Annotated in this window: 12 protein-coding genes; 5 read left to right on the top strand and 7 right to left on the bottom strand. The window is 71.4% G+C overall.

The genetic code is table 11. The features are described 5' to 3' along the window. Positions 1-72: 72 nt before the first annotated feature. Positions 73-2,463, bottom strand: coding sequence for an ATP-binding protein (locus OHB01_RS04810; RefSeq protein WP_261985673.1), 2,391 nt, complete (start codon positions 2,461-2,463; stop codon positions 73-75). A gap of 108 nt (positions 2,464-2,571) precedes the next feature. On the opposite strand from OHB01_RS04810, the gene OHB01_RS04805 reads away from it, so the two are divergent. Next, positions 2,572-3,219, top strand: coding sequence for a DUF1707 SHOCT-like domain-containing protein (locus OHB01_RS04805; protein WP_260617424.1), 648 nt, complete (start codon positions 2,572-2,574; stop codon positions 3,217-3,219). Between the two features lie 4 nt (positions 3,220-3,223). On the opposite strand, the gene glpX is transcribed toward OHB01_RS04805, so the two are convergent. Then, positions 3,224-4,252 (bottom strand): class II fructose-bisphosphatase, encoded by a 1,029-nt coding sequence (glpX, locus tag OHB01_RS04800; RefSeq protein ID WP_142650338.1) that lies wholly within the window; start codon positions 4,250-4,252, stop codon positions 3,224-3,226. A 146-nt stretch (positions 4,253-4,398) separates the two neighbouring features. On the opposite strand from glpX, the gene OHB01_RS04795 reads away from it, so the two are divergent. Both OHB01_RS04795 and OHB01_RS04790 read left to right on the top strand, forming a co-directional pair. Further along, positions 4,399-4,992 (top strand): TetR/AcrR family transcriptional regulator, encoded by a 594-nt coding sequence (locus tag OHB01_RS04795; protein WP_142650339.1) that lies wholly within the window; start codon positions 4,399-4,401, stop codon positions 4,990-4,992. A 46-nt stretch (positions 4,993-5,038) separates the two neighbouring features. Further along, on the top strand, positions 5,039-5,587 hold the full coding sequence (locus OHB01_RS04790) for a DUF4245 domain-containing protein (RefSeq protein ID WP_328854983.1): 549 nt from the start codon (positions 5,039-5,041) through the stop codon (positions 5,585-5,587). A gap of 122 nt (positions 5,588-5,709) precedes the next feature. Here the strand turns inward: OHB01_RS04790 and OHB01_RS04785 are convergent, their stop codons facing one another. After that, positions 5,710-6,003 (bottom strand): exodeoxyribonuclease VII small subunit, encoded by a 294-nt coding sequence (locus OHB01_RS04785; protein WP_142650341.1) that lies wholly within the window; start codon positions 6,001-6,003, stop codon positions 5,710-5,712. A 134-nt stretch (positions 6,004-6,137) separates the two neighbouring features. Here OHB01_RS04785 and asnB point away from each other — a divergent pair, with 134 nt between their 5' ends. After that, a complete protein-coding gene (gene asnB, locus OHB01_RS04780; protein ID WP_328854982.1) occupies positions 6,138-7,979 on the top strand; it encodes an asparagine synthase (glutamine-hydrolyzing) in 1,842 nt (613 codons plus the stop codon). A 114-nt stretch (positions 7,980-8,093) separates the two neighbouring features. On the opposite strand, the gene xseA is transcribed toward asnB, so the two are convergent. Continuing rightward, complete coding sequence (gene xseA, locus OHB01_RS04775) at positions 8,094-9,299, bottom strand: exodeoxyribonuclease VII large subunit (protein WP_147942573.1); 1,206 nt, start codon at positions 9,297-9,299, stop codon at positions 8,094-8,096. A gap of 222 nt (positions 9,300-9,521) precedes the next feature. After that, positions 9,522-10,865: a hypothetical protein gene (locus OHB01_RS04770; protein ID WP_328854981.1), complete on the bottom strand. Its 1,344-nt coding sequence runs from the start codon at positions 10,863-10,865 to the stop codon at positions 9,522-9,524. 152 nt (positions 10,866-11,017) lie between these two features. Between OHB01_RS04770 and OHB01_RS04765 the strand changes: the two genes are divergently transcribed. Next, entirely contained in the window at positions 11,018-11,983 is a 966-nt protein-coding gene (locus OHB01_RS04765) for a 4-hydroxy-3-methylbut-2-enyl diphosphate reductase (RefSeq protein WP_142650345.1), read from the top strand. 24 nt (positions 11,984-12,007) lie between these two features. Here OHB01_RS04765 and OHB01_RS04760 read toward each other — a convergent pair whose 3' ends face one another. Next, complete coding sequence (locus tag OHB01_RS04760; RefSeq protein WP_328854980.1) at positions 12,008-12,508, bottom strand: DUF6542 domain-containing protein; 501 nt, start codon at positions 12,506-12,508, stop codon at positions 12,008-12,010. Positions 12,509-12,540: 32 nt separating this feature from the next. Next, a complete protein-coding gene (locus OHB01_RS04755) occupies positions 12,541-13,842 on the bottom strand; it encodes a DNA recombination protein RmuC (RefSeq protein ID WP_419197566.1) in 1,302 nt (433 codons plus the stop codon). Positions 13,843-13,913: the final 71 nt, after the last annotated feature.

Here is a 13,913-nt window from a genome sequence, read left to right as displayed (position 1 = left end):
ACGAACATGAGGGGGGTTCAAGTTTCGGCCAGCGTAGGAGCCGCCACCCGCCCGGTCAATGGGGTGCGCCGGTCAGGACCTGCCGCCCGCCCTGCGTGCGGCCATCCAGGCGGCGATCTGGGCCCGGGAGGCGAAGCCGAGTTTGTCGAGGATGTGCTCGACGTGGCCCTCCACGGTGCGCTGCGAGATGACGAGGGAGCAGGCGATCTCCTTGTTGCTCTGCCCCTGGGCGATCAGCTCGGCGATCTCCTGCTCACGCCGGGTGAGCGGGGACGGCTCGGCCGCCGGCGCCGCGGCCGCGGGGTGTTCGGGCGGGGTGGGCTCGGCCTCCGCGACCGTCTCGTCCACGCGCGCGGGCTCACGCTCGGCCCGGTCGCCGATCGCCTCCTCGATCGCCTCGTGCATCGTCAGCCGCTGCCCCCTGCGGGTCTCGCGGCTCAGGGCCCGGTCGCCCAGACGCGTACGGAGATCGTCCAGGCACCGCCCGTGGAACTCGGTGAACCGCTTGTCGCGGCACGGCGTCATGCCCACGGAACGGCCGATCTCCTCCGCGGCCGCGAGCAGCCGGGCCGCGAGAGCGTGCCGGCCCTCGCCGGCCTGCACCCAGGCGATGACCTCCATGCTCATCGCGATGTTCAGCCGGTCGCCCAGGTTGCGGGTGAGAAGGAGGGCTTCGCGTGCCATCGCCAGCGCTCGGGCGTTCTCCCCTGCCTGCCACAGGTCGATGGCGAAGATCGTGTACACCCAGGCCCGGCCGGTGCGCTCGCCGTGGGCCTCGGTCAGCGCGAGAGCGCGCTCGAACAGCTCCGTGGCACGGGCATGGTCGCCGAGGTAGCCGACATCGGCCGCGAACGTGATGAGGGCGGTCAGCAGGCCGCTCAGGGTTCCGACGGCCTCCTCCTCCGCGACCGCCCGTTCGAGCAGCCGGTTCGCCTTCGCGTAGTCGCCTGAGTAGTGCTCCGTCATTCCGGCCATCAGGGACGTGTGGGCGAGCACTTCCGGGTCGCCCAGGCCCTCGGCGAGCGCCCGGCTCTCGGCCAGCAGCCGCCGGCCCCTGTCGATGTCCCCCTGGATGAGCACCAGTTCCGTGTCGGCGCACAGCGCCAGCGCCCGCAGGACGGTGGGCTCGGGCGCCGCCCACAGCATGCGGTCCAGCCAGTGACGGCCCTCGTTGTAAAAGGCGTTGGCCAGCCAGCAGGGGTCGTTCAGGCAGAGGGCCATCCGCAGCCCGGTCTCCGCCTCGCCGGGCTCCTGCAGGCAGAAGTCCATCGCCGTGCGCAGGTTCGCGTGCTCCAGGTTCAGCCGCCTGAGCCAGGAGGACTGGTCGGGGCCGAACCACTCGGCGGCCGCCTGCCGCGCCAGCAGGAAATAGTGGTCCCGGTGCCGCCGCTGGAGCGCCCGGCGCTCCGCGGGCCCGCCGAGCCGCATGCGGCCGAACTCGCGCAGGGTGTCGAGCATGCGATAGCGGACCGTGCCTTCGTGCTCCTCACGCAGGAGCAGCGACTTGTCCAGCAGCGCGTCGAGCAGGTCGAGGACGTCGTCCCGTTCGATGCCGTCGCCGGCGCACACCGCCTCGACGGCGTCCAGGTCGAAGTGAGAGGGGAAGATCGACAGCCGGGTCCACAGCGTCCGCTCCGCCGCGGGCAGCAGCTGGAAGCTCCAGTCGACCAGCGCGTGCAGGGTCTGCTGACGTGGCACGGCCGCACTGCTGCCTCCGGTGAGCAGGCGATAGCGGTCGCGCAGGCGCTCGACGAGCGCGTTCACCGACAGGGCCCGCAGCCGCACCGCGGCGAGCTCGATGGCCAGGGGGATGCCGTCGAGCTGGCGGCACAGCTCGGCGACGGCCGCCTGGTTGTCCTCGGTGACGGCGAATCCGGGCAGGACGGCCGCCGCCCGTTCCGTCAGCAGGCTGATCCCGTCGTACAACTCCAGTGATCTGCGGTTGAGCGGCCGGTCCGGCTCGGGGACGGGCAGCGGCGAGACCTTCATCCGATGCTCGCCTGTGATGCCGAGCGACTGCCTGCTCGTCGCGAGGATGCGCAACTCGGGGGCCGCCCGCAGGAGCCGGTCGGCGAGCACGGCGCAGGCGTCACGCAGGTGTTCGCAGTTGTCCAGCACGAGCAGGGTCCGCTGCGAGGAGAGCACCCGCTCCAGCGCGTCCAGCGGGCAGTCCGCGGTCTCGTCCCGCACGCCCATGGTCGCCGCCACGGTCTCCGCCACGAGCGCGGGATCGGTGACGGTGCTGAGGTCCACCAGCCAGACGCTGTCGAACGCGCGGCGCTGCTCGGCGGCGGCCCGCAGGGCCAGCCGGGTCTTGCCCACGCCGCCCACGCCCGTGAGGGTCACCAGGCGCGACACCGAAAGCAGCCGCCTGATCTCGGCCAGCTCATGCCTTCGGCCGACGAAACTCGTCAGGTCGGCTGGAAGGTTGCCGACCTGCCGTGTCACCGCCCCCGCGACCACGCTCCTCACGCTAAGTGGCCATGAAGTCCCCGGTCAATTCCGGGAGGGCGATGCCGGGCGTAGCGCCGCATGGTGACCGTCGTACGCGGACCGCTTACTCTCGAAGATGTGAGCAGCAGCGAGTCCTCAGCCGTGAAGTGGATCTCCGCGTTCCTCGCGCAGCGCACTCCGGACACGCCCGACCCCTCCCTGCTGCGGGCCTCGGACGCCGACCGGGAGCGGATCGTAGAGGTGCTCACGGACGCCGTCACCGACGGGCGGCTCACGCCGCTGGAGCACGAGGAACGCATCGAGCGTGTCTGGGCCGCCAGGACCCTCGGCGAGCTGGCCGAGCTGACCGTCGACCTGCTGCCGCCCGAGAGCCAGCCGTTCCGGATGGACAGCCGCCCGGTCACCGCCTTCTTCCGTACGGAGACCCGCGGCGGCCGGTGGGTCGTGCCCTCCCAGGTGCCGGTGACGTCCCTCGGCGGCACGGTCACGATGGACCTGTGCGAGGCGCTGCTCCAGTCGCGGCACGTGGTGGTGCAGCTCGCCGTCATGGCCGGCACCGTCAACCTGACGGTGCCCGAGGGCGTGCGGATCGTGACCGCCCCGGACGCCCGCGTCCGGTCGTTCAGGAACGAGGTGCGGCTCCCGCCGGGCGCGACCGACTTCGCGCCGGACGCGCCCGTGATCGAGCTCGCGGGGTTCGTCTTCGGCGGCAGGGTCGTCGCCCGCTCGCCGAAGCGCCCCCGCCGCCGCCTGTTCGGCAGTTGAGGTCCTATACGGCGGTGTCGAAGTTGATGGCGCTGTAGGCGCCGAGCTTCCAGAGCTGGTGCTCGCTTTCGATCTTGCGGATCGTGCCCGACCGTCCCCGCATGACGAGGGAGTGCGTCACCGCCGCGCCGCCCTGGAACCGCACGCCGTGCATCAGCTCGCCGTCCGTGATGCCGGTCGCGGCGAAGAACACGTCGTCGGAGCGTACGAGGTCGTCGGTGGTGAGCACCTGATCGAGGTCGAGCCCGGCGTCGAGGGCCTTGAGGCGCTCCTCCTCGTCGCGGGGCCACAGCTTGCCCTGGATGACGCCGCCCATGCACTTGAGCGCGCAGGCCGCGACGATGCCCTCGGGCGTGCCGCCGATGCCGAGCATCAGGTCGACGCCGGTGCCGTTGCGTGCCGCCATGATCGCGCCGGCGACGTCGCCGTCGGTGATGAAGCGGATCCGGGCACCGGTCTCCCTGATCTCCTTGACGATCCGCTCGTGCCGGGGCCGGTCGAGGACCACCACGGTGACGTCGGACGGCTTGGCGCCCTTGGCCCGGGCCACGGCCCGGATGTTGTCGGCCACCGGGGCGTTGATGTCCACGTGCTCGGCCGCCTGCGGGCCCGTGACGAGCTTCTCCATGTAGAAGACCGCCGACGGGTCGTACATCGAGCCGCGCTCGCTGACCGCGATCACGGAGATCGCGTTGTTCATGCCGAGCGCGCACAGCCGGGTGCCGTCGATCGGGTCCACGGCGACGTCGCACTCGGGGCCGGTCCCGTCGCCGACCTCCTCGCCGTTGAACAGCATCGGGGCGTTGTCCTTCTCGCCCTCCCCGATCACGACGACGCCCTTCATCGAGACCGTGTTGATCAGCTGGCGCATGGCGTTCACCGCGGCGCCGTCCGCTCCGTTCTTGTCGCCGCGTCCCACCCAGCGCGCGGCGGCCATGGCAGCGGCCTCGGTCACCCTGACCAGTTCCAGGGCCAGGTTGCGGTCGGGCGCGCGTTCCCCCGTCGCGAGAGCGGCCGGTACGTGATCAGCCATTTGTCCCCTTTTAGGTAGGTGCCGTTCCAGCGATCGTAGTTCGCGAACCGGTTCTTGTCCGATTGGTCTGAACCTGTTGGGCCAGGTAGGAGGCCATTTGCGGGCGCGGCCCCCCGGAACGCACGGGCCGGGGATATCGTCGCCGCATGAGCGGCGACACCGAACGACCAGTGACGATGCGCACGTCGGAGCGCGGCGCGGCGACCCGGGTAGCTCTCCTGGACGCCGCGAAGGAGACGTTCATCACGAGCGGCTTCGCCGAGGCGGGCGTCACCGACGTCGTGGCCAGGGCAGGCGCCAGCGTCGGCAGCCTCTATCACCACTTCTCCGGCAAGGCCGACCTCTACCTGACGCTGTTCGAGGAGTTCCAGAAGCGGCAGACCCAGCGCACCCGGCAGGCCGTGCAGGAGGCGCGGGCGGCCGGGGAGACCGACCCCATGCCCCAGTTCCTCGCCGCCGCCCGGGCCTACCTGGAGGGCTGCCTCGAAGAGCGCGATCTCGCCGCGCTCTTCCTCCGCGGCGACGCCCCGCCCGGGTTCGAGGTGATCATGCGCGACCGCCTCCGGCAGTGGGCCAGGCGCACCGCCGCGCTGTTCGAGCACGAGGACGCCCTGGTCGTCGTCGTCACCGGCGCCCTGGCGGCCGTCGTGCAGGAGGTCACCCTGTCCGAAGACCCGCAACACGCCCGGAGGATCGCCGAGGACGCTCTTCGCATCATCGGCGAAATTCGGCACCCCTGACGGCCGATACGGCCACCGCCCACCCCACCGACTAGTCTCGCCTTACGTGGGACGATTCACCCAGGGCATCTACGGCTACGCGTTCGCGCTCCTCGTCTGCCTCGCCGCGGTCGGAGCGTTCCTGCTCGTCACGCCGCAGAGCCGCACCGAGCACATCCCCCGGGTGGACTTCTCGATCGACCGGGTCAACGCGGCGCGCGCGGCGTCGTACGAGGTCGTCGCCCCGAGCCAGGTGCTGCCCGACTGGGTGCCCAACAGCACGTCGCTGACCGAGAAGAACGGCGTCGTGACGTGGCGGCTGGGGTTCGCGACCGCCAAGCGGCAGCACGCCATGCTCGCCCAGAGCGACGAGAGGCCGTCCGCGGACTTCGTGAACCGCATGGCCAACACCGACAAGTCCGGCGGGAGCCGGCAGATCGACGGCGCGACCTGGGAGGAGCGGTTCCGCCAGGACAAGAACCAGCGGTCGCTGGTGCGGGTCTTCCCCGATCACGCCGTGGTCGTCACCGGGACGGCCGATTGGGACGAGCTGACCGCCCTCGCCCGGACCCTCGCCCCGCAGCCCAAGCCCTCTCCCGTGCCGTCGTCGGGCTGAGCCCGGGTCTCTTCTGCCGTCACGCCGGGGGAGTGCAGCCGTGCACGATGACCTCGGCGTGCCCGACGGCCGTCTCCGCCGGCCACTCGGCGGCTCGCCGCCCTCTGGGAGGTCTGGGACGGTCAGAAGGGGGCCTCCTCGGGGCCGTTCGGCTGGGGCTCCTGGCGCTGGGCCATCGCGGCGGCCAGTTTGGCGCGGGCGCCCTGCAGCCACTCCTCGCAGATCGCCGCCAGCCGCTCTCCCCGCTCCCACAGCTCGATCGACTGCTCCAGCGTGAGCCCCCCGGTCTCCAGGCGGCGCACCACCTCGGTCAGCTCCTCGCGGGCCTGCTCGTACGACGGGGTCGCATTGTCAGACGCGGTCGCCTTGCCCGACGCGGTCCGCTTGTCCGGCGGGGTCTGCTTGTCCTCAGCCACGTCCCCACCTTAGAGGCCGGCACCGACACTCCGCGGCCTCTTAGGTCTGTCCGTTTTGGGCATAAAACATAGACATTGTCTGTTAGTTAGAAGGACTAACCACTTTCGAGGGCGATGATCGGGGGGTCATCCTCATGTGTGGAATCAGCGGCTGGGTGGACTTCGGACGCGACCTTCGTCGCGAGCGGGAGACCGTGCAGGCCATGACGGACACGATGGCGTGCCGGGGGCCCGACGCCGAAGGGATGTGGCTCGCTCCGCATGCCGCGTTCGGCCACCGGCGGCTGGCCATCATCGACATCGAGGGCGGGCGCCAGCCCATGATCGCCGACGCCGGCGGCGAGGTCGTGGCCGCGCTCACCTACAGCGGCGAGGCCTACAACTTCAGGGAGCTGCGGGCCGAGCTCATCCAGCGTGGGCACCGCTTCCGCACCCAGAGCGACACCGAGGTTGTCCTGGAGGCGTACCTCGAATGGGGCGAGGACTTCGCCTCCCGGCTCAACGGCATGTACGCCTTCGCCATCTGGGACGTCCGCAGCGAGGAACTGCTGCTCGTGCGCGACCGCATGGGGATCAAGCCCCTGTACTACTACCCGACGCCTCACGGGGTGCTGTTCGGCTCCGAGCCCAAGGCCATCCTGGCCAACCCGCTCGCCGAACGAGTGGTCGACGCCGACGGCCTGCGCGAGATCCTGTCCTTCGTCAAGACGCCCGAGTGCGCCGTCTTCCGGGGGATGTACGAGGTGCGGCCCGGCCAGGTGGTGAAGGTGCGCCGCGAGGGCCTGAGCAAGCGCCGCTACTGGCGGCTGGAGGGGCGTGAGCACACCGACGACCTGCAGACGACCATCAGGACCGTGCGGGAGCTGCTCGAAGACATCATCGAGCGGCAGCTCATCTCCGACGTGCCGCTGTGCACGCTGCTGTCCGGCGGGCTCGACTCGAGCGCGGTCACCGCGCTCGCGGCCCGCGCGCTGGCCGGGAAGGGCGCGGTGCGGTCGTTCTCCGTCGACTTCGCCGGCTACAGCGAGAACTTCCAGGCCGACGACATGCGCGACACCCCGGACACTCCGTACGTCCACGACGTCGTGCGGCACGTCGGCTCCGATCACACCGACATCGTGCTCGACTCGGCCGACCTCATGGACCCCGCCGTACGCGCGGCCGTCCTGCGGGCACGGGACCTCCCGCTGGGCATCGGCGACATGGACACCTCGCTCTACCTGCTCTTCAAGGCGATCAGGAAGCACTCGACGGTGGCGCTGTCGGGGGAGTCCGCCGACGAGGTGTTCGGCGGCTACCGGTGGTTCCACGATCCCGAGGCGGTCGACTCCGGCACCTTCCCGTGGCTCGCCATGCAGGGCCCGACGGGGCTGGCCACCCTGGGCGAGTTCCTGAACGAGGACCTGCTCGGCAAGCTCGACCTCCCGGCCTACCGCGCCGACAGCTACCAGCGGGCGCTGGCCGAGGTGCCCCGGGTGCCGGGGGAGACCGGGCTGCAGAAGCGGATGCGCGAGGTCAGCTATCTGCACCTGACCCGGTTCGTGCAGATCCTGCTCGACCGCAAGGACCGCATGAGCATGGCCGTCGGCCTGGAGGTCCGGGTGCCGTTCTGCGACCACCGCCTGGTCGAGTACGTCTTCAACGCCCCCTGGTCCATGAAGACCTTCGACGGGCATGAGAAGAGCCTCCTGCGCGCCGCGACGGCCGACCTGCTGCCCCGCTCGGTGGTCGAGCGCCGCAAGGTGCCCTACCCTTCCACGCAGGACCCGGCGTACGAGCGCGCGCTGCGTGCCGAGGTGGCCCGCGTGCTCGACGGCGACCCGCCGATCAAGGGCCTGGTGGACGCGGCGAAGGTGCGCAGGATCCTCGACCAGCCCGTGGGCGCGGTCAGCCTGCAGGGCGCCCGGACCTCGCTGGAGGGCATCCTGCAGATCAACGCCTGGCTCGAGGCATACAACGTGCGTCTCATGATCTGACGAGACCTGGCCTGATGGCCCGACCTGACGCGATCCGGCCCGATCCGGCCCGATCCGGCCCGACCTGGCGCGATCCGGCCCGAGCGCCCGGGGCTCCGGCTGCGCGTCCCCGGATCACGCGTCCTGGGCGGTCACCGTCACCCGGTCGTCCGAGAAGCGGATCGTGAGCTCGTCGCCGGGCTTCACGTCCGAGGCCAGGCGGACGACCTCTCCGGAAGGACGCTGCGCGATGGCATAACCCCGTTCCAGAGTGGCGGCGGGGGACAGAGCCACCAGCCTGGCCCTGAGATGTTCCAGCGAGTCGGCCGAGCGGTCCAGGGACGAGGAAAGGCAGCGCCGTGACCGCTCGCGCAGCGCGTCGACCTGCTCGGCACGCCGGTCGAGCTCGCGGACGGGATCGGCGAGCGACGGCCGCGACCGCACGGACTCGAGCCAGGAGATCTCGCGCTCGACCCAGCCCCGCAGCACCCGGCGGCCCCGGTCTCTGAGCTGGTGGACGAGCGTGAGCTGCTCGCCCACGTCGGGCACGACCTTCTTGGCCGCGTCCGTCGGGGTCGAGGCGCGCACGTCGGCGACCAGATCGAGCAGCGGGCTGTCCTGCTCGTGTCCGATCGCGCTCACCACCGGCGTACGGCAGGCCGCGACGGCCCGCACCAGCGACTCGTCGGAGAACGGCAGCAGGTCTTCCAGGGAGCCGCCGCCTCTGGCGATGATGATCACATCGACCTCGTGGTCGGCGTCGAGCCTGCGCAGCGCCTCGGTCACCTCGCCCACGGCGTACGACCCCTGGACGGCGACCTGCTCGACCTTGAACCGGACGGCGGGCCAGCGGCGGCGGGCGTTCTCCAGCACGTCACGCTCGGCGGCCGAGTCGCGCCCGCAGATGAGCCCGACGGTGCCCGGCAGGAACGGCAGCCGCCTCTTCCTGTCGACGTTGAACAGGCCCTCGCCCGCCAGCACCTGGCGGAGCCGTTCGAGCCGGGCCAGCAGCTCGCCGATGCCGACCGGGCGGATCTCCAGGGCCGTGAACGCGAACGAGCCCTTGTTGACCCAGAAGTCCGGCTTGACGTGCATCACGACGCGTGCGCCGTCGACGGGACGCGGCACGCTGGCCTCGTACACGCCCCGGGCGCAGGTGATCCGCGCCGAGACGTTGGCCACGGGATCGCGCAGCGTCATGAAGACGGTGCCGCCCCGGGCGGTCAGCTCGGTGATCTGCCCTTCGACCCAGACGGTGCCCAGCTTGCCGATCCACTGGGCGACCATCTGCAGCACCGACCTGATCGGCAGCGGCGCCTCAGGAGACGTCTTCGCGCTCAAGTGCCCTCCTCGCCTGGACCGGCTCGCACCTGCAGGCTAGCCGCACCCGCCGACATTTCCCGGGCGACCGGCGGATGGCGCCGTACGGCGTGGACCGTCCGGGCATGGGCCGGGGGCGTGGGCCGGTCGGGCGGGTACTGGAGGGCGCTCGCCATAAGGCCATGCGCATAGAGCCGCGCATGAGCCCGCCCGGGTGTGGGGCCGGGCGGGCGCGGTCCGGGATCAGGACTCGGACTGGAGCTTGGCCAGCCGGTTCTGGAACATCCGGACCACCTCGGGGCGGTTCAGGTGCGCCTGCTCGTAGTCCAGCAGCGCCTGCACCTGCTCGGCCGACCTGCCGCGCATCCGGGCCCGCAGCGACGCCACGGAGAGGTTCGCGTAGCCCGGCAGCGGCTCCGCCGCCTCGGCGGTCGTCTCGACGGTCGTCTTCACTGCCGCCGGCTGCTCCACGGGCTGCGCGGGCTGCTCGGTGGACTGCGCGGGCTGCGCAGCCGGCTCGGCCGCTGCGGCGGCGGGCTTCTTGCGCGTCCTGGTGGCCTTCGGCGCGGCGGCCGCGCTCTTGGCGCTCTTGGTGCCGCTCTCGGCGCTGCTCTCGGCGGCCTCTGCGGCTCCGGTGGCTTCGGGGGTTTCGGCGGCGGTGGCCTTGCGGCGGGTGCGCGGCTTCTTCGGGGCGGCAGCGGCGGCGGGCGCGGCCTCCTCCTGGGTTCCCGCCGTCGCCGAGGTCGCGGTGGCCTCAGTGGTTTCGGCGGTTGCGGGGGTTTCCGCCGTTTCGGCGGCGGCCTTGCGACGAGTGCGCGGCTTCTTCGGCGCGGCGGGCGCGGCCGGGGCGGCCTCGGCCTCCGGCTCGGTCGCGACGGGCTCTGCAGGCTTGACGGCCTCCCCGGCCTCCCCGGCCTCCCCGGCCTCAACAGCCTGGGTGGTCTCGGCGGCAGGTGCCCCGGTAGCGGCGGGTGCCTCGACGGGGGCGCTCTCCGCGACCGGCGCCTGGGCAGGGGTGGTCGTGGCGGCCTGCGTCTCGGCGGGCGCCGCCTCGGTCGCAGCGGACGCCGCAGCGGGAGACTCGGCAGGGGCGGCGTCCGTGGCAGGGGTCCCGGCAGGTGCCTCGACGGGGGCGGTCTCCGCGACCGGCGTCTCGGCAGGAGCCCCGGCAGGTGCCTCGGCAGGGGCGGTCTCCGCGGCAGGAGCCCCGGCAGGAGCCTCAGTGGGGGCGCTCCCTGCGGCAGATGCCTGGGCGGGGGCCGTCTCCCTGGCCGGTGTGGCCGGTGCCTCGGCCGTCACCGCGTCGGTCTTGCCGGCCTCGGCCTTCTCGGCCTCCGCAACCTTTTCGGTCTTCTCGGCCTTCTCGGTCTTGCTCGGGCGGGGCGCGAAGATGACGGGCTCCCGGCGCGCGGGCCGTTCCCCGGCGGCCTGCTCGGTGCTCTCCTCGGTCCTTACTGCTCCGTTTCGCGCTGCCTCGGCGCGTGCCCCCTCGGGCGTCTCTGCGGTCTCGCGGCGCTCGCCGTCCTGCGCCTCGCCACCGGCGAAGCGCTCCTTGAGAGTGGACTTGATCTTGTCGCCGGCCAGCAACGCCTGTCCGACCCCATTCAGAGCGGTCTGAAGAACGGTCGTTATTGCTCTAAGGACGGACATTTCGGCTCCCGGGGAGATGCGTATCTGGTACACCCAGTCTTGCAAGACCAGGGTCAAGAGGTGGCTCGCGTTCCACATAGCATAGGAACATGGACGTGCAGACCTCAGCGACCCGCCGTGTCCTGGTCGCCAAGCCCCGCGGTTACTGCGCGGGCGTCGACCGAGCGGTGCAAGCGGTCGAGCGGGCGCTGGAGCAGTATGGCGCGCCCATCTACGTACGCAAGCAGATCGTGCACAACACCCACGTCGTGAAGACGCTGGAGAAGCGCGGCGCCGTCTTCGTGGAGGAGACCGAGGAGGTCCCCGAGGGGGCCATCGTCGTCTTCTCCGCCCACGGCGTCGCGCCCGCCGTGCACGAGGAGGCCGCGAGCCGCCGGCTGCGGACCATCGACGCGACGTGCCCTCTGGTGACCAAGGTGCACAACGAGGCCAAGAGGTTCGCGGCCAAGGACTACGACATCCTGCTCATCGGGCACGAGGGGCACGAGGAGGTCGAGGGCACCGCCGGCGAGGCGCCCGAGCACGTCCAGCTCGTCGACGGGCTCGACGGCGTCGAGAGCGTGTCCGTACGCGACCCGGAGAAGGTGGTCTGGCTCTCCCAGACGACCCTCTCGGTGGACGAGACCACCGAGACTGTCGCGCGGCTGCGGACACGGTTCCCCAACCTCATCGACCCGCCGAGCGACGACATCTGCTACGCCACCTCCAACAGGCAGACCGCGGTCAAGCAGATCGCCGCCGAGTCGGACCTGGTCATCGTCGTCGGCTCGGCCAACTCCTCCAACTCCAAGCGGCTGGTCGAGGTCGCCAAGGACTACGGCGCCGCCGCGTCCTACCTGGTCGACGACGCCTCGTTCGTACGGGACGAGTGGCTGGAGGGCGTGCGTACGGTCGGCCTGACCAGCGGCGCCTCCGTCCCGGAGGACCTTGTGCAGGGCGTGCTCGCCAAGCTGGCCGACCACGGCTTCACCGACGTAGAGGAGGTCGAGTCGGTGCAGGAGAGCATGCGGTTCGCCCTGCCCCACGAGCTGCGCAGGGATCTTCGCGCGGTCTAGCAGCGGTTCAGCAACGATCCGCGTTCACTCGTCGGCGGCCCTGCCGTACACCCGGGGCTCGAAGTAACCCTCAGGCTCCGGGTCGAACGTGTGGGCCCGGCCACGGCGTGAACGGAAGCGGGACGCCGACGTCGGTTCGGGCGCCGGTGCGCCGCGCAACTCCCGCACATTGTCGGGCAGGCCGCGCACCCACGCGATGCCCAGCGCCAGCGCGGACCCGAGGAACAGCCACGGCGCGCCGGACGACAGCGCGGTGAACATCCCGAGCCCGAACGTCGGAAGCGTCGACGCGGAGCCGAGCGCCCGCATGAGCTCCACCAGCAGCGCCGCGGCGAAGAAGACCAGCGGAGGCGTCACCACCAGCGGCAGCAGATCGCGGGGACGCACCAACAGGACCGCCGCCAGGCACCCGGCCACGAACGCGGGTCCGGGCAGGAACGGCATGCCCACCAAAGTGATCACGAAGAGCATGACGATCGCCCCCCGAGCGGTCAGCCGCAGCCCCGCTCGACCGGTGCCTGTCATCGGGCCCCCCTTACGACAAGTCTCGCGTCAATTTACCGTTCTGAACGATGCGGGGGAGGGGGGCTTACCCGCTCTTCACCTTCGAGTTCGGGGATGGCGACCGGCCGGGGGACCTCCTCGACCGCCGACGGGGCGTCGAGCGCGTAGTCCACGAGACCGAGGTCGTTCATCCTCCGCGCGCTGACCAGCACGCGGCTCTCCAGCGAGCCGACCGTCTGGTTGTACGCGGTGACCGCTCGCGTGAGCGCCTTGCCGAGGTTGTCCACGTGCCGTCCGAGGCCGCCGAGCCGCTCGTACAGTTCCTTGCCCAAATCGAAGACGGCCTTGGCGTTCTCGCTGACCGCCGTCTGCTGCCAGGCGTACTGCGCGGTGCGGAGCATCGTGACGAGCGTCGTGGGCGTGGCGATGTGGACGCGCCGGCGCATCGCATACTCAAGCAACCCCGGGTCGCGCTCCAGAGCCGGCGCGAGGAACGCCTCGCCGGGGATGAACAGGACCACGAACTCCGGCGACGGGTTGAACGCCTGCCAGTAGGACTTGGCCGCTAACCGGTCGACGTGCTCGCGTACGTGCCGCGCGTGGGCGTCCAGCCGGGCCGAGGCGAACGCGGGATCGGCGGCCTCGGCCGCCTCCAGGTAGGCGGCGAGCGAGACCTTCGCGTCCACGACGATGTTCTTGCCGCCGCTGAGCCGTACGACCATGTCGGGCCGGACCACGCCGTCACGGGTGACGGCGCTCACCTGCTCGTCGAAGTCGCAGAAGCGGGCCATCCCGGCGATCTCCGCGACCCGGCGCAGTTGGAGCTCTCCCCACCGCCCCCGGGCCTCCGGCCGCTGGAGCGCCCGCACCAGCGCGTCCGTCTGGGCCTTGAGCCGATCGGAGCTCTCCCGTACGAACTCCATCTGCTTGCTCAGCTCGGCGCGGGCGGCGCGGGCGCCCGACTCGCTCTCCCTGAGCTGGCTCTCCACCTTGGCGAGCGTCTCCCGCAGCGGCGCGACCAGGTTCTCGACCGCCTGCCTGCGCTGGTCGAGATCCCCGGCCGCCTCGGCCCTGGTGGTGTTGAGCCGGTTCTCGGCGAGTTCGAGGAAACGCAGGTTGGCCACGTCGAGGGCGTGCGCGGAGAGGGCCTGGAACCGCTCGGTGAGCTGGTTCTCCATGTAGGACACCTTGTCCTCGGCCGCCCGCGTCCGGGCCTCGGCCTCGGCCACCCTTGCGGCCGCCTGGGCGGTCCGGCCCGCGGCCCGCATCCCGGCCAGGGCCGCGCCGACCACCACCCCGATCACCAGTCCCAGTGCGAGCGCCACGACATCCACGGTCTGGATGATTTCAGGCATTGGCGTCCCAAACAGGGAGGCGCGCCTGCGGGCGGGCCGAGCCGGACCACGAGGCCGTCGATGTCAGGCGC

It is taken from the genome of Microbispora hainanensis, assembly GCF_036186745.1.
Taxonomy (GTDB): Bacteria; Actinomycetota; Actinomycetes; order Streptosporangiales; family Streptosporangiaceae; genus Microbispora.
The sequence above is the reverse complement of the archived record's forward strand: the minus strand, read 5'-3'. Positions and strand labels throughout refer to the sequence as shown.